We start from the raw sequence: 24,659 nt of genomic DNA, 5'->3' as shown, positions 1-24,659 counted from the left end.
ATGAAAACAAAAATAACTTTACTAATTGCTTTATTTATTTCTATTGCTAGTTTAAAAGCACAAACATTTACTATTGGAGATTTTACATACAAATCTCTTGGTACAGATCCAAAATCTGTACAAATTACAAGTGCTGTTTGTAAAGATATTGTTACAATACCAGCTACAGTTACTTATCAAGGAGATACTTATAAAGTTACTAGAATAAACACAGATGTATATAAAAACTGTACAACTCTAACTCAAATAACCTTACCTAATTCTTTAAAACAAATTGGACCATCTGCATTTTCGGGTTGTATAAATTTAACAAATTTGGTTTTACCCAGTAGTTTAGAGTCTATAAGTACATTTTCATTTTCTGGCTGTGATAGTCTTACAGAGATAGTAATACCAAATTCTGTATCAACAATTAAAGAAAGAGCATTTCAAAGTTGTGAAAACCTAACTGACGTTACACTTTCTGGAAATTTAGAGATTATTAATGAAGCTGTTTTTCGATTTTGTAAAAAGTTAAAAAACATAAATATTCCAGATAATATAACTTCTATAGGGCAAGACGCTTTTGAAAATTGTAATGCATTAGAAACAATAAATTTTAATAGTTCTTCTAAATTAAGTGAAATTAAATCTGGTGCTTTTCAATCTTGTACTAGTTTACAAAACTTTATATTACCAAATGTATCTATTGTTGGAGATTATGTTTTTAGAGGTTGTAGTACAATAACAGAAATAAATTTACCAAACTCTATAACTTCACTTGGTAAAGAAGTTTTTAGTTTTTGTTATTCTTTAATTGATATTGTAAATCTACCCAATCAAATTGATAAAATTCCAGAACAAATGTTTGAAGGTTGTGCTGCTTTAGAAACAGTAGTTATTCCATCTCACATTAAAACAATAGAGCAAAGAGCATTTGAAAGTTGTACAACTTTAAGCAGTGTAACTATACCAAATACAGTAACTTCTATTGAAAAGCAAGTTTTTGAAAAAAATGAAAGTTTATTAAGTATTGAGTTACCAAACTCAATTACTACTATTGAAGAAAGAACATTTAGAAAAACTGGTTTACAAAATATAGTTTTACCAAATTCATTAACTTCTATAGGTAAAAGTGCGTTTGCAGAGTGTGCAAATTTAACATCAATAAACTTTCCAAGCTCCTTAACTAGTTTAGGCAGTTTATCTTTTGATAGGAGTGCTTTAACAAGTGTAACAATACCAAATACAATTACTAATTTTGATTCTCTAATATTTAGGGGCTGCGAAAATTTAACAACAGTAAACCTATCAAATGGGCTTTCTAGTTTAGGAGAAAGTATGTTTGATAGTTGTACAGCTTTACAAAATATTACAATACCCCAATCTATAATAGCATTACCTTCTGGAATATTTGATAATTGTGAGAATTTAAAAAATATCACTTTAAAAGAAAACCTAAAAAGTATTGGTATTAGTGCTTTTCGTAGTTGTATAAAATTAGAAGAAATAAATTTTCCGGAATCTGTAACAAGTATTGGAGAGTTTTCATTTTTTCAATGTAATAGTTTAACAGATGTTACAATGCCAAATGTAGAAACAATACCCAAAAGCGCTTTTTCTAGTTGTTCATCATTAGAAAGTGTAACATTTTCTGCTAGTAATAAAGTTATAGGTTTAACCGCTTTTAGTAACTGTATAAGCCTAACAACAATAAATTTACCAGATAACATAACAGAAATAGGTCCTAGCGCTTTTGTTTCATGCACAAATCTTAAAGATGTTTCTATTTCTGATAATGTAAATCTTATTGGTGGTAGTGCTTTTAGTGGGTGTATTAGTCTTACCAATATTAATCTACCAATTGCATTAAAACATATAGACAAAAGTACATTTAAAGGTTGTACAAGTTTATTAGAAATAACAATCCCAGATTCCGTTTTAGAAATTGATGAGTCAGCATTTTATGAGTGTACAAGTTTAGAAGAAATAACAATTCCAAATTCAGTTTTAGAAATTGATGAGTTAGCATTTTATAATTGTACTAGCTTAAAAGAAATTGAACTTCCTGATTCTATTACTAATTTTGGATTAGGTGTTTTTATAAATTGTACAGCCTTAGACAAGGTAAAAGTAAACTGGCAAACACCATTATCTGTACAACCAGATTTATTTGGAGGTGTAACTCTGTCTAATGTTGGTTTAGAAGTTCCACAAGGTAAAGTTACAGATTATCAAGCAGCAGCTGTTTGGCAAGATTTTGGCACAATTACAGAAAGTGGTTTTGTTGCTGGAGATTATACTGCTATTACAGACACAAATTTTGAGCAATATTTAATTGATGAAAATATAGATTCTGATGCCACAATTAATGGACAAGTTTTAACAACAGATATAGAAAATGTTGATGCGCTTATTATAAAAGATAAAAACATATCTAACTTAACAGGAATAGAAGGTTTTATAAATTTAGTTGAATTAGATGCAGCAAATAACCAAATTACAGCAATCGATTTAAGTAAAAATGTACTGTTAGAAAAATTATATATTTCTAATAATCAAATATCTACAATAGATTTATCTAGTAATGTAAATTTAAAAACTATAGATGTTGGTAAAAATACGCTTACAAACATAGATGTACATTTATTAACAGAATTAGAAGGTTTATCTATTTACGAAAATCAATTTACAGCAATAAATTTATATTCAAATAAAAAATTAATAACTTTTACTGCGAATAATAATCAATTTAAAGATTTAGATTTTAGAGAAAATGAAAACTTATTTATAGTAACTATTAATGATAATTTTCTTGAAAATTTGAATGTAAAAAATGGATTTAATACTTTAATACAACAATTTAATGTTAAAGGGAATCCAAACTTAACTTGTATAGAAGTAGATGATGTTGATTTTAGCAACACAAATTTTACACAAAAAGATGACACAGCCAATTATTCAATAGATTGTGCACCAGCAAATGACGAATGTAGCGAAGCAATTACGTTAACTTTTGGCCAGCAGACTCCTGGAGATATTAATAGCGGAACTTTTACTAATGCAACAGATTGTGTTGCTGGTACTATAATTGCAGATGTTTGGTTTAGCATTACAGTGCCACAAACTGGTGAGTTTAGTATAGAAGGTGCTGGTTTTGGTGGGCTTTTAAAATTTGCACTTTATGAATCTTGTGCAAGTACTTCATCAATAAGTTGTGGTTTAAATATTTCTCTCACCAATTTAACACCAGGAACTGTTTATTATTTAAAAGTTTGGATGGAAGCATCAGCAAATAAAAGTACTAGTGCAAATGCAGATCAAGGAACATTTACATTAAAAGCTAGTGAATCTAGTGTTTTATCAGTTGATGATTTTATAACCTTAAATAATGATTTAATTATATATCCAAATCCAACATCTAACAAATTAAATATTAAAACTTTAAGTTCGGTTATTGAACAAGTTGAAATCTATAATTTACAAGGAAAAAGAGTTTTGAAAATGATGAATTTTAATGATAAAAAGGATATAAATGTTTCTAATTTATCAAAAGGAATTTATTTTATAAAAGCAAAGACAGAAAACGGAATAGTATCTAAAAAATTAGTTGTTAACTAAGATATTTATAGGATCTAAAAAAGCAACTGTTACTTTAAAGGGATTTTAATAATAACTTTAGTACCAGTTGCTTTTTTGTTTTCATTTTCTATATCTTGGTAAATAATTGAGTATTTGTTTTTTAAGGTTAAAGAGAAATTTGTTAATCTATCTTTGGTTAAATTTATTCCTATAGATTTTCTCTTAATAGATTTTTCAGATTTTATTTTAGCGGAGGCTTTACGGCCAATTCCATTATCTTCAATAACTATTTGAAGGTGATTTTTATCTAGTTTATCAATAGAAATAAGAATTTTTTTATCACTTTTTTTGATGATAGCCCGTGCCAAAGTGCATTTTCTAAAAAAGGCTGTATAATTAATGGAGGTAACTTAATAGAAGTTAAATTTAATTTTTCATTAACCTTAATATTAAAATCTATTTCATCAGAAAAACGAATATTTTCTATAGTCATATATAAATCCATTGTTTCTAATTCTTCTTGCAAGGTTACTTCTTTAGCAGAAGAAGCTTCTAAAATTTTTCTAATTAGTTTAGAGAACTTATTTAAATAATAAGCTGCAATTTTAGGTTCATGATTAATAATATATAGCTTTATAGAGTTTAAAGCATTGAATATAAAATGAGGATTCATTTGGCTTAATAAACTAGTTAACTTTAGCTCATTTAATTGTTTTTCATGTAAAACGTGTATTGCTGCAATTTTATGACTCTCTATTTTTTCTGATAGTTTTTCATTTAACTGATCTTTTAGAATGTCATTTTTCTTTAATTCTGATATTAAAAGTGTGTTGTAATTATCTCTTTCTTGTCTATAAATATGATACTTATAACCCAAACCTATAGAAATAGTTATTGCTTCTAACATAATACCAATCATAAATATATCTATAGGCCTTAAAAAGCTAAACGCACTTCTATTTATCTCAGAAAAACCAAGTGATAGCACAGAAAAACCTAAAAAGAAACTAAAACCTATAACAAAAAATTTATTAATTTTATCTTTAAAACGATACATTGCTCTCAAGAAAAAAGAAGCAATAATTAAAGAAACTGGTGTAAAAAGAAAGATGAAAAAACGACCTATATAAGCTTTATCTAAAAAAATAAATCTATTAAAAAAAGAGTGTACTTACAATTGTGGTTATTAGAATATAAGATGTTATCTGTTTTGCAAGTTTTTTATCTTTAATATTAAGGTTTAAAAAGTAGATTGAAAACCAGGTATACAGCATCCAATACCAAATTTGAATCACCCAATTAAAATCAAGAAAAATAGTACGATAATGTTTATTTATAAAAGTAGAGGTTTCATTATTAGTTCTAGGAATTAGATAAATGGTTATTAAAAACAAATAACCAGCGTAAATAGCAAAACTTTTATCCTTTGTAAAAAAAAGAAATGGTATGATATGCTATTAAAATAAAAAGCATGCCTTGTAACCAAGAAGAAAAGTCTTTTATAAGTAACTCCATTTATTTTTATGAGATTGGAATTTTTAAAATTACTTTAGTTCCGTTTGGTTTTTTTGATCATCAAATAAATCATTAAAACTTAAGCTAAAAGTGTTTTTAAACCCTTTAATAAAGTTATTTAATCGTTCTTTTGTTAACTCAATTCCAATAGATTTTCTTTTAATTGTTTTATTCGATTTTATTTTGGCAGAAGCTTTACGTCCAATACCATTATCCTGAATATCTATTTGTATAAAGTTTTCTGATGGTTTATGAACTGATAAAAGAATATTTTTATCACCTTTTTTGGAAGATAAACCATGCCATAAAGCGTTTTCTAAAAAGGGTTGTAAAACAAGAGGTGGAACTTTAATTTTAGATAAATCTAGCGTCTGATCTACATTAAAATTATAATCAATTTCATTAGAAAATCGAATGTTTTCGATATTCATATACAAGTCCATTGTTTCCAATTCTTCTTGTAAAGAAACTTCTTTTACAGAGGAAGATTCTAAAATTTTACGAATTAATTTTGAAAATTTATTAAGATAATGAACAGCGTTTTTTTGTTCGTTATTTATAATATAATGCTTAATAGAGTTTAAAGCATTAAAAATAAAATGAGGATTCATTTGATTGCGTAAAACATCTTGTTCTAAGGTTAATATCTTCTTTTCTTTTTTTAATGAATTCTGTCTGTACAAAAAATATAAAATTACTAATAGACAAAATATACTTACTAAAAAAATAGCCCATAAATTTCTATTTTTTATCAATTGTAATTGCGCAATTTCATTTTGTTTTGCAAGGTTTTTTATTTGATTTGTTTTTCGCTCACTATCATATTTTGCAATTAAATCATTTACATATTTACTTGTTTTATCATTTAATAATTGATTAGAAATTGTAGTGTATTTTTTATAATATTTTAAAGCATTTTCATGATTACCAGTTTGCTCATAGTATTCAGAATAATTAGTGTAAATTTCTGTTAAGGCAGTTTTGTAATTCTTTTTTTCTGCAATTTCTAAACTAGTTTTAAAGTGTTCTTTTGCTTTCGAAAAATTTTTTGTTTTCGTATCTACCCAACCTAAATTATTGTTTATTAGTGCAATGTAAAAATTGTTTTTAACACTTTTGGCAATAGGCATTGCATCGTTTAATACCTGTTTCGCATTAGAGTATTCTCCTTTTTTTATAAATAGTTTACCAAGTCTATTATAACAGATCATTCTGCCGTAATGGTTGTTTATACTCTTATCTATAGTAAGTGCTTTTTTAGTATAATAAATGGCTAAATCTAAACTATCTTGAGCTTCTTTTATCTTCGCAATATTTTCATTATTTATAGATAACGACCATTTGTTTTTAGATTTTTCAGCAATTTTAATAGCCTTTTTAAAACTTTTTTCAGCCAATTTATATTGTTCTAAAAGAATATATATATTACCAATACTATTGTAAGAAACCTCCATACTTCTTAAAATTCCAGAATTTGGATTTTCAACTTTTTCTGCAATTTCTAAGGCTTCTTTATTGTAATTAATTGCTGTTGTGTAAATGTTTTTTCTTCTGTAATCTACACCTAGCATGTTTAAGCTAAATATTTTAAACTCTGTATTATTTTTGGAAAAAAATAAAGCCCTTTTGTGGCTTTCTACTGCTTTATCGTATTTAGAGTATTTTCTGTAAATGTTACCAAGTTTAATATATTCGTAAGCTAAACCATTATTATAACCTACTTTTATAAATTTTTTTATAGCTAATTTTACTTTTACAGAATCTCTTTGAAATGGTTTTAATATTTTATCTATTTCTTTATATGTAGCTGGTTTAGTTGTTAAAACACTTTCTAAGGTTTTTTCTAAAGGTTGTTTTTTTTGCTGAGAAAAAAGGTGAATGAAAAGCCAAATAATACTAAAATTAGGAAGTATTTAATTTTCATAATGATTATATTTTTTTAAAAATTCAGATTTTTTTGTCTAGAAACAGGAATTTTAGCATTGTTTTCTAAAACTACATATCCATCGGTTTTTAAAAATTCTTTAATTTTATGAAGGTTGATAATGTAAGAGTTATGAATTCTAAAAAATTGTTCTGAAGGAAAAAGTTCGTTAACTTCTTTAAGCTTTTTTGTAACAACAATTTTTTTGTTATCAGATAAATATAGCGTAGAATAATTGCCGTCTGAAGCTACATAAAAAATATCTTTTGGTTCTAAAAAAACTAGTTTTCCATCGGTATTTATCGTAATTTTTTTATGATTTAATTTGTTGTTAAATTTTAATAAAATGTCTTCAAACTTTTCAGCACTAAACCCTTTTGCACTGTGTTTTTTTATTTTATTAATTGTTTCTGCTAAATCATCTGTATCTATGGGTTTTAACAGATAATCTATTGCTTCGTTTTTTAAAGCAGTAATTGCATATTCATTATAAGCTGTAGTAATTACTACTGCAAAGTCTTTTTTGTCCACTTTTTTTAGAAACTGAAAACCATCCATAGTTGGCATTTCTATATCTAAAAAAAGACAATCAATTTTAGAGTCTTTTAAATAGGGAATCGCTTTTTCTGGTTCTGTAAAAGTTGCAACAACTTCTAGTTCATTTTCAAAATTAGAAAGTTCCCAAACTAAACCCTGTATTGCTTTAGGTTCATCATCTATAATAACAGCTTTAATCATAGTAGTCAATTTTCTCAAAGTTAAAATATTTTTTTAATAAGAGGTTTAAGAATGTACAAACTGTTTGTTTTAAGAGGTAATCTGTGTTTATAGGATTATAACTTACATATTCTATTAAAAAACTAGTTAATAACCATCTACACATATCTAACTACCATTTATACAAACCTCTTTTTTTAATTTGATGTTTATCTAATATTTGTAACTAAAGTAATTAACACAAATTTTATAAGCTATGAAATTAATTAAATCTCTTTTATTTTGTTTTCTCCTTTTAGCAACTACTTCTTCTGTTAATGCACAATTTTGGAAAAAGCTTAAAAAGAAAGTACAAAATAAGGTAGAGCAGAAACTAGAAAACAAAATAGATAAAGAAACAGATAAGGTTATCGATGAAACTTTAGATGGTAAGAAAAAAGTGGAAGAGCCTAAAATTGAGGAGTCTAACCATATGCCAAAACTTAAAGGAGATACTGGTGTTTTAAAGCTGTACAATTTTGGTATCGAATATGTTACAACAGATGTTACCGTATCTGTTTATGGTAAGTTCGATGAAAATAATTTATCAAATGCTGTAAAAACGTATAACTCAGATAAAATTATTGCTCCTGTAGACGCTTATCCTGTAGGTTATGCACTCGCTTTTAATGGTGCTGGTTATTTAAATACTAAAGATGGGCAAATAATCATACATCATGCAGATAGTAAAAAAATTGTTTTTTCTTTAAAAGGAACTTGGAATACAAGAGAAGGAGATAAACCAATAGAAGGTTCTTATACGAGTTTAAATATTTCTGAAATTGTAGATAAAAGATTTGCGAATACTTCTTCTGAAGAAAAAAATAAAAATTCAGTTTCAAAAAATAGTAATAAGAATTCAGATGCAAACACTTCTTTTGAATCTAATAGTACTGCTATAAGAATACCAAGTACTTTTTCTTTTTCGTCTAGTTTAGAGGTTAAAATGACTTCTAGTGATGGTTCTGCAGTAGATATGGAATTTTTAACAGGTAATTACGAGGATATTTATGCAATGTCTATTGCTTCTGCAGAAATGGGAGATGAAGGTAAAATGTACAATGTTGTAACGCCTAAAAGTATTACAATGTTTATGGATGTTGGTGGTATGAAAATGAAAAAATCTGTTGCTCAAGATGCATATTTTCAAACAGGTTTTGATGATAAAATACCCGCAGACTCTAGAGATTTAAAAAAGACAGGTGCAACAAAATCTATTTTAGGTTACAATTGTTATGAGTATAAACATGCTTATGAAGAAATTTCTGTAAGTGTTTGGGCTACTAATAATTTTCCTGCAAGCAATAAAAATATGAGTCTATTAGGTATTGGAAAAGTAGGTGTTGTAGAGGGTTTTGTATTGGAAGTTAATTATAAAAACGGCAACGAAATGGCTAATATGAAGGTTGTAAAATATAATAAAAATAAGGCAGTAACAATTAACACAAATGAATATAAATCTTTAGGATTTTAAAAAACAAAAACTATGAAAAAAATATACTTTACTTTTTTTACATTGCTAATTACAGCACATTTTTTAGCACAAACTACGAGTATACCTGATGTAAACTTCGAACGGTATTTGATACAAGCTAATATTGATTCTGATGGAGTAATAAATGGCGAAGTACTAACTGCAGATATTGTAAATATTACAAGAGTAAGTTTTTCTACCAGTGATGCTGTTCATGATATAACAGGTTTACAAGATTTTGCGGCGTTAACAGAATTTATTGCGAATTCAAATAATCAGTTAGAGAACTTAAGTTTTAGTCAAAATTCAAATTTAGAAAGGTTAATCTTAACAAGTACTCAAACCCAAACTATAAATATTTCTAACAATACTAAACTTATAGAACTAGCAATTTATGATTCTTACGAATCTTTAGTTTCATTAGATATTTCAAAAAACACTAACTTAACTTCTTTGACTGTAGTAGATAGTCAATTAACATCTATAGATATATCGAATAATACAAAATTAGCAGAACTATATTTAGCTACAAATCAATTAACAAGTTTAGATGTTTCTAAAAATACCAATTTAATTGAGTTAAACTGTAAAGAAAACAATATTTCTAGTTTAGATGTTACTAGTTTAATAGATTTAGAAGAGCTTTATATTAATAAAAATAATGTATCTCTATTAGATCTTTCTAACAATACAAAACTTAGAAGTTTTAATGCAAAAGAGAATAAATTAACATTGTTAGATTTTACTAAAAATAAAGATTTAACACATGTTTATTGTGATAAAAACGAAATAACAGATTTAAATATTCAAAATGAAAACAATACTAAAATTAGAATTTTTTCAAGTGAAAATAATTCTGATTTAACATGTATTTTGGTAGATGATAAAGAGTATAGCGATAACGATTCTTCTTGGTATAAAGATACCACAAGTAGATTTGCAGAAGAATGTAACGAACAAACAGCAATACCAGATGCAAATTTTGAAAGTTATTTAGAATATAAAGGCTTAGGTAATGGAGAAGATAATGATGGGTTTGTAGATACAGATAAAATTTCTGTAGTAGAAAGTTTAGATATAAATGATGAAAGTATAGTAGATTTAACTGGTATCGAAGATTTTATAGCTTTAAAAAGTTTAGATGCAGGTTTAAATTCTATTGTAAATGTAGATTTTTCTAAAAACATAAATTTAGAAGTTTTAAATATTGCTCAGAATGCAATTACTGCAATAGATTTAAGTAAAAACATAAAATTAACCGAATTAGTTATTTCTAGAAATCAACTAACAACTATAGATTTAAGTAAAAATGTAGCTTTAAAAGACCTAAGTATTGGTGTAAATAAATTAGATGCTTTAGACGTTTCTAAGTTGCTTGATTTAGAAAGATTATGGTGTTTTTCAAATCAATTAACAACATTAGATATTAGTAAAAATGAGAAAATTTTTCTACTAAATTGTAGTGATAATCAACTCGAAAACTTAAACGTTTATTCTAATATTCAATTAAAAAGAATTGTTGCAAGTTATAACAAGTTAAAATATATCGATTTTCAAAAAAACACAAACTTAGTAGAATTAGATGTTTCTAATAATGAATTGATAGGATTAAATGTTAAAAACGGAATAAACACTGTCCTTTTTAGTTTTGATGTAGATAACAATGCAAACTTAACTTGTATAGAAGTAGATGATGTTAGTTTTAGTAATACGTATTGGACATCTAAAGACGCACATTCTTCTTATTCTACAGATTGTGCTCCTGTAAATAATAATTGTACAAATGCAATTCCGTTAACTTTTGGGCAAGTAACACCAGGTGATGTAAAAAGTGGTAATGCAAATAATAATGCACCTTGCGTTGCAGGAAATGTAATTGCAGATGTTTGGTTTTCTATAATTGTGCCTCAAAGCGGAGAGTTAAGTGTAGAAGGTGCTGGTTTTGGTGGCTTATTAAAATTTGCAGTTTACGAAACATGTAATAGTACAGATCCAATTGCTTGTGGAGAAAAGATATCATTAAAAAACTTAACTGTTGGTAAAAACCTTAATTTAAAAGTTTGGATTGAAGCAGCTTCAAATAAGAGCCAAAATAATCAATCAGAAACAGGAACATTTACTTTAGAGGTAAATGAAACAAGTGTATTGTCTTTAAATAATTCTTTAAATGATGATACAAAAATAAATTTATACCCAAACCCTGCAACACAATTTATAAAAATTAGTTCCCCAGTTTTTACAGTTGATAAGGTAGAAGTTTTTAATGTAATTGGTAAAAGAGTCATTTTTAAAAATGCTATTCTTAAGAAAGAAATTACATTAAACTCTTCTACGCTATCAAAAGGGATTTACCTAATTAAAATAACGTCTAATAACAAAGTAAGCTCTAAAAAACTTATTATAAATTAAGTAATCAAGAAAAAAGAAAGAAGGGAAAGTAGAAAAGGTAATTTTATGGTTATGTGTTCATGTTTTAATTATGTGATAGCATCAAATTTATCTTATTAAAACTTTAAATAGAAATTATCAAATATTCACTAAAAAAAATAACTATGAAAACAATTATGAAAACAACAAACACAAATCTTAAAAATTTTTTAGCTTTACTAGCAATTACAATTGTACTTGTTTTTTCTTCGTGTAGTAATAATGAAGATGATAACTTAGAAGAAAATAGCGAAAACCTATCAGAAATTGTAATGCAAGATTTTGTAGAAGAGATTAACAATCTTTCTGTACCATCTGCTTTAATGAACTCTAACAATCAATATGCCCAAGAAGCAAATGCTCAGTTTGAATCTTTAAAATCACTAAGTACTTCATTTTCTTCTTTATTTGTAATTCCAGATTATGCTTTATCAACTAAAACATCATCAAAAGTAGTATCAAAATCATCTAGTTCTAATACCCAAACGTATTCTTGGTCTTCTGGAGATACAACTGTAGAGTATACAATTACAGAAGCATCAGATAGATATTCATTTACATATTATGTTACTTCACCAGATTTTACAGGCAAATTAATGGCAGGTTATCAATTAATAGATGGTAGTTATGCAGAAGTTAATTTGTATTATGATAATATTGTAGAATCTACCATAAAATGGTGGGTTAATGATGAAGATATTAAAATTGAATTAAGCTCTGATGATTTTAAACTTATTTTAGAATCTAATGCCACAGACAATTCTGGCAACTTAAAAGTATATTATTCTAATACTTTAACTGCTTTGTATGAGTGGAATGCTGATGGAACAGGAACTTATACAAACTATTATACAAACGAAACTTATAGTTGGTAAAAACATTTCAGTAAAAAAAGAGAAAGTAGAAAACATAATTTTAGGTTATGTGTTCGTGATTTTAATTATGTAACAGCATCAAAGTATTTTGATGCTGTTTTTTTTGGCTCATTATTTGTTTTAACAAAGTCTTAACATTTAAAAACTTTCTAATTATGAAAAACTTAAAAAAAATACCAACCAAACAATTAGAAAAATTCTCTAACATTTTTACACAGTTAGGTCTTGTATTAGTGCTCTTTATCGTTTACCTAACGTTAGAGCACAAAACACCTCAAACAAAATCTGTTGCTGCAGATTATGATATTCCAGATAGGGTTATTCTAGAGCCAGATCAAGATATAATCTTTGTAAAACAACCTAAAACTGTACCTAAGCCGAAGACTACATTACCTCAAATTTTTATTCTAGATGAGGTTGTAAAAGGTGATAATAATGTTATAGAACACGATTTTTTAGATGATACTAAAGATAATTTTATTGAGGTAACCGAAGAAAGTATTGTAGAGGTAGAAATAAAAGAAGAGATTGTTAATGATGTTCCTTACGATTTTATACAAGAAGCACCTGTTTTTAAAGGTTGTGAAGGTTTATCTAAAACTGAAAATAAAAAATGTTTTGATAAAAAAATGAAACGATTTGTACAGCGTAATTTCGATGCTGATTTAGCAAGTGATTTAGGATTGAATTCTGGAAAATATAAGATTCATACTCAATTTATTATTGATGATAAAGGAAATGTGATGGATATAAAAATAAGAGCTCCGCACACAAAACTAAAAAAGGAAACGCAACAATTAATTGAGAAATTGCCAAAATTTACACCTGGTAAACAGAATGATAAAAATGTAAGAGTTAGATATACGCTGCCTATTTCATTTCAGGTAGATTAAATTTTTCCCCTAATATTAAATTTCAACCCAACTTTTTAAGTTGGGTTTTTTATTATTCCGTATTTTTGAGTTTATGAAAATTAATCAATTTTTAGATGCTACTTATTTAAAAACGGCTTCTCAAGCAGCTATTTCGGAAACTGAGAATGAACAAAAAGTAATAGGTTTAATTAACGAAGCTATAATGTACAATTATAAGCTAGTTATGCTTCGTTCAAATTACATTTCTTTGGCTAAAAATATGCGTTTAGATGCTAAAGCAGCTTTTTTAATTGGTACCGTTATCGATTTTCCTAACGGAGATTCATCCACAGAAAATAAAATAATTGAAGCTAAAAAAGCAATTGCTTTACAAGCAGATGAACTCGATTTTGTAATTAACTATAATGCTTTTAAAAAAGGAGAAATAGATTTTGTAAAAGCTGAGGTTTTAGAAGGAACAAAACTTTGTATTGATAACAATAAAGTTGTAAAATGGATTATAGAAGTTGCCGCTTTATCATCAGAAGAAATAATTGTAATTTCACAATTGATAAAAGATGTTGTTCTTACAAATTTTGATAAATCTGCAATAAAAAAAGTGTTTGTAAAATCATCATCAGGATTTTTTAAAACAGAAAGTAATAAACCAAACGGAGCTACTTTTGATACAATGAAACTGATTGTTGAAAACGCAAAACCATTACAAATAAAAGCTGCAGGTGGTGTAAGAGATTACGGTACAGCTTTAAAAATGATTTCTTTAGGAGTTGATAGAATAGGAACTTCATCTGCTAAAGAAATTTGTACAAAACAAGAAAATAACAATACAGGATATTAAATTTTTATATGGATTACTTTGCACACGAAACAGCAATTATAGATGCTGATTGCAGTATTGGAAAAGGTACTAAAATTTGGCATTTTAGCCATATAATGCCAAATTGTATTATTGGAGAATCTTGTAATTTAGGACAGAATGTTGTTGTTTCACCTGAAGTTGTTTTAGGTAAAAATGTAAAAGTGCAAAACAATGTTTCGATTTACACAGGTGTTATTTGTGAAGACGATGTTTTTTTGGGGCCTTCAATGGTTTTTACAAATGTGATAAACCCTAGAAGTGCAATCATCAGAAAAAATGAATACTTAAAAACGCTTGTAAAAAAAGGCGCAAGTATTGGTGCAAATGCAACTATTGTTTGTGGTAATAATATTGGCGAATATGCTTTTATAGGAGCAGGAGCAGTGGTTACTAAAGAAGTTTTACCCTATGCTTTGGTTGTTGGAAATCCTTCTAATCAAATTGGTTGGGTTAGTGAGTTTGGGCATCGTTTAGAGTTTAACGATCTAGGTTTTGCTACTTGCAAAGAGAGTGGTGAAGAGTATCAATTACTAGAAAATAAAGTAATAAAGTTATAAGAGAAACTAAAATTATGAAAACAAAAGAAAGCGATTTTTTTATTGATAAGTTTATTGTAAAATATCAAGCACTATCTATTAAAGAGAAAACAATTATTAACTTAACAATAGCGTTGTTCTTTGTGTTGTTTTTTATTGGATTTCTATATAATGGGGGAGAAGTTGTAGGAAAGTTTTTATATAATATTACCCATTAAAATTTTATAAACTAAAAAAATCTTACCAATTGATAAGATTTTTTTGATTACAAATGTTTTTTTACTGCTAACTGAATACTAAATAACTTCCTACTAATCTACGGCGCTGGATTAGGAATTTCTGCATGAACAGCTTCAATTTCTTTTAAGATTTCATCAGATAAATCAATATTAATTGAGTTAATATTTTCTTTTAATTGACTCATTTTCGTTGCACCAATAATATTACTTGTTACAAATGGTAGCTGATTTATAAATGCTAAAGACAATTCGGTAAGAGTTAGATTGTGTTTTTTTGCTATTTCTAAATACTTAGCAACCGCTTTTGTAGATAAATCACCTTTATACCTAGCAACAAACCTTGGAAACAAAGTTCCTCTTGCACCTTCTGGTAAATTTCCATCTAAATATTTACCGGTTAAAATTCCTTGTGCTAAAGGAGAATATGCTAACAAACCAATATTTTCTCTCATAGAAACTTCGCTCATTCCAACTTCATATCCTCTATGAATCATAGAATATGAATTCTGTATAGTTACAGGTTTTGGTAAATTGTATTGCTCAGAAGCTTGTAAGTACTTCATCGTTCCCCAAGGGGTTTCGTTAGACAAACCAATGTGTTTTATTTTTCCTTGCTTAATAAAACCGTTTAAAGTTTCTAAAATTTCTAAATAATTTTCAGCTTCATTAGAAGCTGTTTTAAAAGGATAATCTCTAAGCCCAAAAACGTTTACACCTCTGTTTGGCCAATGTAATTGATATAAATCTATATAATCTGTTTGTAAACGCTGTAAACTCTTATCTATAGCATCTATTAAGTTTTCTTTGTTTAAACCACCATTTCTAATATGAGCAGTATAGTCTCCACCACCTGCAATTTTAGAAGCTAAAACTACTTTGTCTCTATTACCGGTTTTTTTAAACCAAGTACCAATTATTCTTTCTGTATCTCCATAAGTTTCTGCATTTGCAGGTACAGGATATAGTTCTGCAACATCAAAAAAGTTAACACCATTATCTAGTGCATAATCCATTTGTTCATGACCTTCTGCCTCTGTATTCTGGTTTCCCCATGTCATTGTGCCTAAACAAATCTTAGAAACTTTTGTATCTGTATTTGGTAATGTTGTGTATTTCATTATTGATGTTTAATTTTATTAAGAATAACAAAAATAGGACTTATTTAGGAAAATTAAGAGCATAAAAAAAGTTCTCTGAGATGAGAACTTTTTTATAATATTTTAATGTTTTTTTTATTTCAAAATAGCTTCAATACCTGGTAAAGCTTTACCTTCTAGCATTTCTAACATAGCGCCACCACCAGTAGAAACATAGCTTACTTTTTCTGCGAAACCAAATTGTTTAACAGCAGCAACAGAATCTCCACCACCAACTAAAGAAAATGCTCCGTTTTTGGTAGCTTTATCAATAGAGTGTCCTAATGCAATTGTTCCACCTGAAAAAGTCTCCATTTCAAAAACACCTAAAGGACCATTCCATAAAATGGTTTTACATTTATTAACAACAACATCAAAATTTTCTATAGATTTTGGACCAGCATCTAAACCTTGCCATCCTTCTGGAAGAGCATTAATATCTAAAATTTGAGTGTTAGCTGTATTGCTAAAATCATCTCCAGCAATTACATCTACAGGAATATGAACTTCTACACCTTTTTCTTTTGCTTGTTTTAAAATCTCTAAAGCTAAATCCATTTTATCATCTTCACAAATAGAATCTCCAACAGTTCCTCCTTGTGCTTTAATAAAAGTAAAACTCATTCCACCACCAATAATTAAATGATCTACTTTATCTAAAATGTTTTCGATTACAGTAATTTTAGAAGATACTTTTGCACCACCTAAAATTGCTAAAACTGGTTTTTCAGAGTTGTTTAAAACCTTATCTATACTTTCAATTTCTCTAGCCAATAAGTTTCCAAAACATTTATTCTCTTCAAAAAATTGTGCAATAATGGTTGTTGATGCATGTGCTCTGTGTGCAGTTCCAAAAGCATCATTTATATAAATATCACCAAGTTTAGAAAGCTTTTCTGCAAAAGCAACATCACCTTTTTTCTCTTCTTCATAAAAACGAAGATTTTCTAGTAATAAAACTTCACCATTTTCTAAGTTAGCAACAGCATCTTCTGCTTTAGCACCTATGCAGTCTTCAACAAATTTTACGTTAACACCAATAATTTCTTTAACTTTAGCAACAATGTGTTGTAAAGAAAATTCATTTTGTTTTCCTTTCGGACGCCCTAAATGCGACATTAAAACGCAGCTTCCTCCATCTTCTAAAACTTTAATAATAGTAGATTTTGCAGCCTCTATTCTTGTAGCGTCTGTAACTTCAAATTTATCATTTAAAGGCACGTTAAAATCTACGCGAATAATTGCTTTTTTATTTTCGAAATTAAAATCTTTAAGTGTTTTCATTTTTTTTGTTGATGTATTTTCAACAAAAATACTTTTTTATTTACGGTTACTAAAATTGAGAACTCAAAAATTAAGATAACGTTTGCGTAAATTAATTGTTTAAAATTAACCAATAATTTACTAATTAAAAGTTTAAACAACTACTTATTATTTATAAGTATAATTTGTGAATTAGTGACAAACAAATTTTTATATTTGCTTATGCTTTTCAACCAAATTATAGGTCAAGATCATATTAAAAAACACTTACAAAAATCTGCAGAAAATGGTAGGATACCGCATGCGCAGTTGTTTGTAGGTAAAGAAGGTTGTGGTACGCTGCCAATGGCAATTGCCTATGCTCAATTTTTATTATGTAATTTTTCAGAGAATGCAGATGCTTGTACTATAAAATGTAACAAATTACAGCATCCAGATTTGCATTTTGCTTTTCCGGTAACAACAAACGATTCTGTAAAAAAACATGCCGTAAGTAATCTTTTTTTAGAAGATTGGCGCGATTTTATTGCTACTCAGCCTTATGGAAGTTTGTTTAATTGGTTGCAACACATTGGCGTAGAAAACAAGCAAGGTTTAATTGGTGTTGATGAAGCTGAAGCAGTTGTGAAAAAATTAAGGCTTAAAAGTTACGAAGGTGGTTTTAAGGTGATGATAATTTGGATGGCAGAAAAGATGAACATCGCTGCTGCAAATAAATTATTAAAACTGATAGAAGAACCGCCAGAGAAAACTGTTTTTTTGTTGATTACAGAAAACGAAGAGCAGATTATAAATACAATAAAATCACGTTGTCAAGCCTTACATTTTCCTGCTTTATCAGAACAAGATATTGCAAACTCGTTAATTGTAAATAATCAGGTTGCAGATAATGAAGCTACAAAAATAGCACATCAAGCAGAAGGAAACTATAACAAAGCGTTGCATTTATCACAAAATGATAGTAATGATTTGGTTTTTGAAGAATGGTTTATTACTTGGATTAGAACAGCGTTTAAGGCAAAAGGAAATGCAGCTGTTGTTGAGCAATTAATTTCTTGGTCAGATACAATTGCAAAATCTGGTAGAGAAACTCAAAAACGTTTTTTAGATTATTGTTTGCAATTTTTTAGACAAGCACTTTTAATGAACTATAAGTCTGATCAGTTGGTTTTTATGGAAACAAAATCTGGTTTTAATTTATCGAAATTTGCCCCTTTTGTACATTCTGGAAATATTATAGAAATAGAAAAAGAAATTAGTGAAGCCATATATCATATAGAAAGAAATGGAAACGCTAAAATTATTATGTTAGATCTTTCTATGAAGTTGACACGTTTTTTGCATAAAAAAGAAGAAACTGTTTAGTTTGTCATTGCGAAAATAGTGAAGCAATGTCTTAATAAAAAAGCTAAGAACTAATGTAAACAGATTACTTCATTCATTCCTCTTTCATAATGACCAAAAGTTTTGTTATTAAGTTTAATAAACATAATGTCACATCGAGTGATTTTGTTTTTTTGCAAAATTGTATTGAGAAGACTACTTCTAGCTTAAAAAATATTTCTAGTTGTTAAAACCGTTCAATCTAGCAACATACTTCCCAATTACATCAAACTCTAAATTTACAGTATCATTTACTTGCAAGGTTTTAAAAGTGGTATGTTCTTTTGTGTAAGGAATAATAGCAACAGAAAACTCATGTTTCTTAGAGTTTACAACCGTTAAACTAACACCATTAACAGTAATAGAACCTTTTTCTATAGTAATGTTGTTGTTTTTATCAGAATTATATTCAAAAGTATACACTGTACTTCCGTTTTTATCTTCGATGTTTTTACAAGTACCAGTTTCATCAACATGACCTTGTACAATATGTCCGTCCAATCGATCTCCCAATTTCATTGCACGTTCTAAGTTTACAATGTTAGCATTTTTTAATTTGCCAATATTGGTTTTATCTAAAGTTTCTTTAATTGCTGTAACTGTATATTCGTCATTATTAATGGCAACTACTGTTAAACACACACCATTATGTGCAACACTTTGGTCTATTTTTAGTTCGTTTGTAATTGTACTTTTTATTGTTAAATGAACATTTTCTTGTTCTTTTACTACATTTGTTACAACTCCAAGTGTTTCTATAATTCCTGTAAACATATCGTTAAAAATTGGTTACTTTTGTACACATCAAAAATAGCAATATTAGAAGAGAACTATGGATAAATCTGATAAAATAATCGTTGGAATTTCAATTGGAGATTTAAATGGAATTGGTATTGAAGTAATTTTGAAAACTTTTCAGGATAAAAGAATGTTAGATTTTTGTACTCCAGTTTTGTTTGGAGCAACAAAAGCGATTGCTTATCATAAAAAAGCTTTAGGAATAGATACTCCTGTTCACGGAATAACATCTATTAATCAAATAAATCATGCAAAAATAAATATTTTAAATATCTGGAAAGAAGAAGTAGTTATAGAACTTGGTAAAGCAACTAAAGTTTCTGGAGATTATGCTGCAAAATCATTAGAATCAGCCGTAAAACATTTAAAAGAAGATAAAGTTGATGTGTTGTTAACAGCGCCAATCAATAAAGAAAATATACAATCTGAAACTTTTAATTTTCCTGGTCATACAGAATATTTAGCAGCTAATTTAGAAGGTGAAAGTTTAATGATTTTAATGACAGATGAGTTAAGAATAGGTTTAATTACAGGTCATATTCCTATATCTAAAGTAGCAGAATCGATTACACCAGCATTAATAAAGAGTAAAGTAGAAACTATGTATACTTCTTTAAAACAAGATTTTGGTATTGATAAGCCAAAAATAGCTGTTTTATCTTTGAATCCACATTGTGGAGATAAAGGTGTTATTGGTAAAGAAGATGACGAAATTATAAAACCAACAATAGAAGAAATTAAGGAAACTGGTAAGCTAGTTTTTGGACCCTATGCAGCAGATGGTTTTTTTGGTTCTGAAACTTATAAACAGTTTGATGGAGTATTGGCAACCTATCACGATCAAGGTTTAGCGCCATTTAAAGCGTTATCTTTTGGTAAGGGTGTTAATTTTACTGCGGGGTTATGTCATATTAGAACCTCTCCAGATCATGGAACAGGGTATGATATTGCGGGAAAAAACAAAGCAAGTTCATCGTCATTTATGGAGGCATTATTTACTGCCATTCAAGTTTTTAAAACAAGAAAAGAGTATTTAGAGCTTACTAAAACCCCATTGGTTGTTAGGGCTAAATAAAGAATATTCTTTTTTTGATATAAAATATTGCAGAAAAACATTTTTTTGTATCTTTGCCGGCTCAATTGATGTTTGATAATGAAATACTTGAAACAATTTAACATACAGTTTGTAGGGTTAAAATTAGGTAATCATACGTTTGATTATACAATTGATAATAAGTTCTTTGAAGCTTTTAATTTTGATGAATATGAAAGTTCATTAATAAAAGTTTCGCTAACATTCGTAAAAAAGAGTACATTGTTTGAACTAAGTTTTAGTGCAAATGGTTCTGTTGAAGTTCCTTGTGATTTAACAAATGAGTTATATCAACAAGAAATAGTATCAGAATTACCATTAGTAGTAAATTTTGGAGAAGAATATAACGATGAAAATGAGGAAATATTAATATTACCACATGGAGCATATGAATTTAATGTAGCTCAGTTTATTTACGAAATGATTGTTTTAGCAGTTCCTAATAAAAGAGTGCATCCAAAAGTTTTAGATGGCACAATGGAATCTGAAGCTTTAAACAAGTTAAAAGAATTAACAATAAAAGAAGTAAAAACTGTAGAAAATACAGACCCAAGGTGGGATAAATTAAAGAATTTAATAACAGAAAAATAGACATAAAATGGCACATCCTAAAAGAAAGATATCTAAAACTAGAAGAGACAAGAGGAGAACTCATTATAAAGCATCTTATCAGCAAATTGCTACAGATCCAACAACTGGTGAATCTCACTTATATCACAGAGCTCACTGGCATGAAGGTAAACTTTATTACAGAGGACAAATTGTTTTAGAATCTGCAGCAGCAGAAGCTTAAAAAATACTTTTTACAGTACACGAAAACCCTCATTATTGAGGGTTTTTTTACGTTTTTTAGGTAAAAAGTATCTCTTTAGATGGTTTTTACCTAAAAAGGTGAACTATTTTTCACTACTTTTGGTTTTCCAAAATACTTGGTAACAAACAACTATTATGACAAAAATCACTGCAGCAATTACAGCAGTAGGGAAGTATGTTCCTGAATATGTTCTAACCAATAAAGAGTTAGCAACCTTTGTAGAAACTAATGATGAATGGATTACATCAAGAACTGGTATTAAAGAAAGAAGAATTCTAAAAGGTGAAGGTTTAGGTACTTCTTATATGGCAATTAAAGCTGCGCAAGATTTACTTAAAAAATCAAACATAGATCCAGAAGATATAGATTTGGTTCTCGTTGCAACTGCAACACCAGATTTACCAGTAGCCTCAACGGCAGTGTTTACTGCTACTCAAATTGGCGCTAAAAATGCATTTGCATACGATTTACAAGCAGCATGTTCTAGTTTTCTTTATGGTATGTCTACAGCTTCAAGCTATATTGAATCTGGTAGATATAAAAAAGTGCTCTTGATTGGAGCAGATAAAATGTCTTCTATTATTGATTATAAAGACAGGGCAACTTGTATTATTTTTGGTGATGGAGCAGGAGCTGTTTTATTTGAACCTAATACGGAAAATTTAGGCTTGCAAGACGAATATCTTAGAAGCGATGGAATTGGAAGAGAGTTTTTAAAGATTGAAGCTGGTGGTTCTATTTTACCTCCAACGGAAGAAACGGTTAAAAAAGGGCAACATTTTGTACATCAAGAAGGAAAAACTGTTTTTAAATATGCAGTTTCTAATATGGCAGATGTATCAGAAAAAATGTTAACTAGAAATAATCTAAAAGAAGAAGATATTCAGTGGTTAGTTCCACATCAAGCAAATAAAAGGATTATTGAAGCAACAGCAAAAAGAGTTGGTGTTGGTTCTGATAAAGTAATGATGAACATTCATAAATATGGAAACACAACATCAGCTACTTTACCACTTTTATTAGCAGATTATGAAAATCAATTAAAAAAAGGAGACAATTTAATTTTTGCCGCATTTGGTGGTGGTTTCACTTGGGGAGCTATTTATCTTAAATGGGCATATAATTCATAAAAAATAATTAACTAAACAGTAAGAAGTATGGATATTAAAGAAATTCAAAATCTTATAAAATTTGTAGCAAAATCTGGCGCAAGCGAGGTAAAGTTAGAAATGGAAGACATTAAGATTACAATTAAAACCGGTTCAGAAAAAACTGAAACTACAATTGTACAAGCTGCACCAATGGCAGGATTGCCACAAGTAGCAGCACCAGTAGCTGCAGCACCAGTAGTAGAAATATCTACTCCTGCTCCAGCAGCAACGAGTGATGATTCTAATTATATCACAGTAAAGTCTCCTATTATTGGAACTTTTTACAGAAAACCTTCACCAGACAAACCTAACTTTGTAGAAGTTGGTTCAGAAATTAGTGTTGGAGATACAGTTTGTGTTATTGAAGCTATGAAATTATTTAATGAAATAGAATCTGAAGTATCAGGTAAAATCGTTAAAGTTTTAGTAGATGATTCTTCGCCGGTTGAATTTGATCAACCATTATTTTTAGTAGATCCATCATAACTGAAAGAGTTTAGAATTTAGAGTTTAGAATTTTTCTAGCTCAAACTCATAACTTATAACTCAAAACTCATATCATGTTTAAAAAAATACTGATTGCCAATAGAGGGGAAATAGCATTACGTGTTATTAGAACCTGTAAAGAAATGGGCATTAAAACAGTGGCGGTTTATTCTAAAGCAGATGAAGAAAGTCTGCATGTTAGATTTGCAGATGAAGCTGTTTGTATTGGTCCTGCTCCTAGTAGCGAGTCATATTTAAAAATGTCTAATATTATTGCAGCTGCAGAAATTACAAATGCAGATGCTATTCATCCTGGATATGGATTTTTATCTGAAAACGCCAAGTTTTCTAATTTATGTGAAGAGCATAATATTAAATTTATTGGAGCAACAGGTAAAATGATCGATCAAATGGGAGATAAAGCGAATGCGAAGTCTACTATGATTGAAGCTGGAGTGCCTTGTGTACCTGGTTCTGAAGGTGTAATAGCTGATTTTGAACAATGTGAAAGATTAGCAGTTGAAACAGGATATCCTGTTATGTTAAAAGCTTCTGCCGGAGGTGGAGGTAAAGGAATGAGAGCTGTTTGGAAAGCTGAAGATTTAAAGGATGCTTGGGATTCTGCAAGACATGAAAGTAAAGCCGCTTTTGGAAATGATGATATGTATATGGAAAAGCTTATTGAAGAGCCTAGACATATCGAAATTCAAATTGTTGGAGATTCTTATGGTAAAGCTTGTCATTTATCAGAGAGAGATTGTTCTGTACAAAGACGTCATCAAAAATTAACTGAAGAAACTCCTTCTCCTTTCATGACAGATGAATTGAGAGAGAAAATGGGAGAAGCGGCTGTAAAAGCTGCAGAATATATTAAGTACGAAGGTGCAGGAACCGTAGAGTTTTTAGTTGATAAGCACAGAAATTTCTACTTTATGGAGATGAATACTCGTATACAAGTAGAACATCCAATAACAGAAGAGGTGGTTAATTACGATTTAATTCGTGAACAGATTTTAGTAGCAGCTGGTGTTCCAATTTCAGGAAAAAACTATTATCCTCAACTACATTCAATTGAATGTAGAATTAACGCTGAAGACCCGCACAACAATTTTAGACCAGCACCAGGAAAAGTTACTACTTTTCACGCTCCTGGAGGACATGGAGTAAGAATGGATACACATGTATATGCAGGTTATATGATTCCGCCAAACTACGATTCTATGATTGCTAAATTAATTGTTACAGCTCAAACAAGAGAAGAGGCAATTAATAAAATGAAACGAGCTCTAGATGAGTTTGTAATTGAAGGAATTAAAACAACAATACCTTTCCATAGGCAATTAATGGATCATCCAGATTATATTGCAGGGAACTATACAACTAAATTTATGGAAGACTTTGTAATGAAGTCGTAATTTAAATTTATCTTATAATTATATATTAAAATAGAGAATACAATTTTGTGTTCTCTATTTTTTTATCTTTAGGCTAAAA

At 28.5% G+C, this 24,659-nt stretch carries 22 protein-coding genes; 15 read left to right on the top strand and 7 right to left on the bottom strand.

From position 1 onward, the window contains the following. Positions 1 to 3,600, top strand: coding sequence for a leucine-rich repeat protein (locus tag N5A56_RS13720; protein WP_265725957.1), 3,600 nt, complete (start codon positions 1 to 3; stop codon positions 3,598 to 3,600). Positions 3,601 to 3,629: 29 nt separating this feature from the next. Here N5A56_RS13720 and N5A56_RS13715 read toward each other — a convergent pair whose 3' ends face one another. The 4 genes from N5A56_RS13715 to N5A56_RS13700 form a co-directional block, all read right to left on the bottom strand. Next, positions 3,630 to 3,929 (bottom strand): ATP-binding protein, encoded by a 300-nt coding sequence (locus N5A56_RS13715; protein WP_265725956.1) that lies wholly within the window; start codon positions 3,927 to 3,929, stop codon positions 3,630 to 3,632. Beyond that, positions 3,869 to 4,618: a sensor histidine kinase gene (locus N5A56_RS13710; RefSeq protein WP_265725955.1), complete on the bottom strand. Its 750-nt coding sequence runs from the start codon at positions 4,616 to 4,618 to the stop codon at positions 3,869 to 3,871. The genes N5A56_RS13715 and N5A56_RS13710 overlap by 61 nt, the downstream gene beginning before the upstream one ends. 487 nt (positions 4,619 to 5,105) lie before the next feature. Then, positions 5,106 to 6,647: a tetratricopeptide repeat-containing sensor histidine kinase gene (locus N5A56_RS13705; RefSeq protein WP_265725954.1), complete on the bottom strand. Its 1,542-nt coding sequence runs from the start codon at positions 6,645 to 6,647 to the stop codon at positions 5,106 to 5,108. A 368-nt stretch (positions 6,648 to 7,015) separates the two neighbouring features. Then, positions 7,016 to 7,738 carry a LytR/AlgR family response regulator transcription factor gene (locus N5A56_RS13700; RefSeq protein WP_265725953.1) on the bottom strand — a complete coding sequence of 241 codons (723 nt, stop codon included), beginning with the start codon at positions 7,736 to 7,738 and terminating at the stop codon, positions 7,016 to 7,018. A 235-nt stretch (positions 7,739 to 7,973) separates the two neighbouring features. Between N5A56_RS13700 and N5A56_RS13695 the strand changes: the two genes are divergently transcribed. The 7 genes from N5A56_RS13695 (at position 7,974) to N5A56_RS13665 (ending at position 15,020) form a co-directional block, all read left to right on the top strand. Continuing rightward, a complete protein-coding gene (locus N5A56_RS13695) occupies positions 7,974 to 9,230 on the top strand; it encodes a DUF4412 domain-containing protein (RefSeq protein WP_265725952.1) in 1,257 nt (418 codons plus the stop codon). Positions 9,231 to 9,242: 12 nt separating this feature from the next. Beyond that, the gene (locus N5A56_RS13690) at positions 9,243 to 11,639 is read left to right on the top strand and encodes a T9SS type A sorting domain-containing protein (RefSeq protein WP_265725951.1); all 2,397 of its coding nucleotides are present in this window, start codon (positions 9,243 to 9,245) and stop codon (positions 11,637 to 11,639) included. 143 nt (positions 11,640 to 11,782) lie between these two features. Next, positions 11,783 to 12,532, top strand: a complete 750-nt coding sequence (locus tag N5A56_RS13685; protein ID WP_265725950.1) for a hypothetical protein — start codon at positions 11,783 to 11,785, stop codon at positions 12,530 to 12,532. A 155-nt stretch (positions 12,533 to 12,687) separates the two neighbouring features. Beyond that, a complete protein-coding gene (locus N5A56_RS13680) occupies positions 12,688 to 13,425 on the top strand; it encodes an energy transducer TonB (protein ID WP_265725949.1) in 738 nt (245 codons plus the stop codon). Between the two features lie 73 nt (positions 13,426 to 13,498). After that, a complete protein-coding gene (gene deoC, locus N5A56_RS13675; RefSeq protein WP_265725948.1) occupies positions 13,499 to 14,245 on the top strand; it encodes a deoxyribose-phosphate aldolase in 747 nt (248 codons plus the stop codon). A gap of 8 nt (positions 14,246 to 14,253) precedes the next feature. Continuing rightward, positions 14,254 to 14,823, top strand: a complete 570-nt coding sequence (locus N5A56_RS13670; protein WP_265725947.1) for an acyltransferase — start codon at positions 14,254 to 14,256, stop codon at positions 14,821 to 14,823. 14 nt (positions 14,824 to 14,837) lie between these two features. Beyond that, entirely contained in the window at positions 14,838 to 15,020 is a 183-nt protein-coding gene (locus tag N5A56_RS13665; RefSeq protein WP_265725946.1) for a hypothetical protein, read from the top strand. A 98-nt stretch (positions 15,021 to 15,118) separates the two neighbouring features. Here N5A56_RS13665 and N5A56_RS13660 read toward each other — a convergent pair whose 3' ends face one another. Next, positions 15,119 to 16,159 (bottom strand): NADP(H)-dependent aldo-keto reductase, encoded by a 1,041-nt coding sequence (locus tag N5A56_RS13660; RefSeq protein WP_265725945.1) that lies wholly within the window; start codon positions 16,157 to 16,159, stop codon positions 15,119 to 15,121. 114 nt (positions 16,160 to 16,273) lie between these two features. Then, a complete protein-coding gene (locus N5A56_RS13655) occupies positions 16,274 to 17,461 on the bottom strand; it encodes a phosphoglycerate kinase (protein WP_265725944.1) in 1,188 nt (395 codons plus the stop codon). Between the two features lie 201 nt (positions 17,462 to 17,662). Here N5A56_RS13655 and N5A56_RS13650 point away from each other — a divergent pair, with 201 nt between their 5' ends. Further along, the gene (locus tag N5A56_RS13650; RefSeq protein ID WP_265725943.1) at positions 17,663 to 18,805 is read left to right on the top strand and encodes a DNA polymerase III subunit; all 1,143 of its coding nucleotides are present in this window, start codon (positions 17,663 to 17,665) and stop codon (positions 18,803 to 18,805) included. A gap of 198 nt (positions 18,806 to 19,003) precedes the next feature. Here N5A56_RS13650 and N5A56_RS13645 read toward each other — a convergent pair whose 3' ends face one another. Continuing rightward, positions 19,004 to 19,597, bottom strand: coding sequence for a riboflavin synthase (locus N5A56_RS13645; RefSeq protein ID WP_265725942.1), 594 nt, complete (start codon positions 19,595 to 19,597; stop codon positions 19,004 to 19,006). A gap of 58 nt (positions 19,598 to 19,655) precedes the next feature. Here N5A56_RS13645 and pdxA point away from each other — a divergent pair, with 58 nt between their 5' ends. From pdxA to accC, 6 genes are all read left to right on the top strand, one after another. After that, positions 19,656 to 20,696, top strand: coding sequence for a 4-hydroxythreonine-4-phosphate dehydrogenase PdxA (gene pdxA / locus N5A56_RS13640; protein ID WP_265725941.1), 1,041 nt, complete (start codon positions 19,656 to 19,658; stop codon positions 20,694 to 20,696). 78 nt (positions 20,697 to 20,774) lie between these two features. Beyond that, positions 20,775 to 21,305, top strand: coding sequence for a YceD family protein (locus N5A56_RS13635; RefSeq protein ID WP_265725940.1), 531 nt, complete (start codon positions 20,775 to 20,777; stop codon positions 21,303 to 21,305). Between the two features lie 7 nt (positions 21,306 to 21,312). Further along, a complete protein-coding gene (gene rpmF / locus N5A56_RS13630) occupies positions 21,313 to 21,507 on the top strand; it encodes a 50S ribosomal protein L32 (protein WP_265725939.1) in 195 nt (64 codons plus the stop codon). A 155-nt stretch (positions 21,508 to 21,662) separates the two neighbouring features. Then, a complete protein-coding gene (locus tag N5A56_RS13625) occupies positions 21,663 to 22,658 on the top strand; it encodes a beta-ketoacyl-ACP synthase III (protein WP_265725938.1) in 996 nt (331 codons plus the stop codon). Between the two features lie 27 nt (positions 22,659 to 22,685). Next, positions 22,686 to 23,165, top strand: a complete 480-nt coding sequence (gene accB, locus N5A56_RS13620; RefSeq protein WP_265725937.1) for an acetyl-CoA carboxylase biotin carboxyl carrier protein — start codon at positions 22,686 to 22,688, stop codon at positions 23,163 to 23,165. 74 nt (positions 23,166 to 23,239) lie between these two features. Continuing rightward, positions 23,240 to 24,580, top strand: a complete 1,341-nt coding sequence (gene accC, locus N5A56_RS13615; RefSeq protein WP_265725936.1) for an acetyl-CoA carboxylase biotin carboxylase subunit — start codon at positions 23,240 to 23,242, stop codon at positions 24,578 to 24,580. Positions 24,581 to 24,659 lie beyond the last annotated feature (79 nt).

It is taken from the genome of Polaribacter ponticola (genome assembly GCF_026191475.2).
Lineage (GTDB): Bacteria > Bacteroidota > Bacteroidia > Flavobacteriales > Flavobacteriaceae > Polaribacter > Polaribacter ponticola.
Note: the sequence above shows the minus strand (reverse complement) of the source record. Positions and strands in the feature narration are given on the sequence as shown.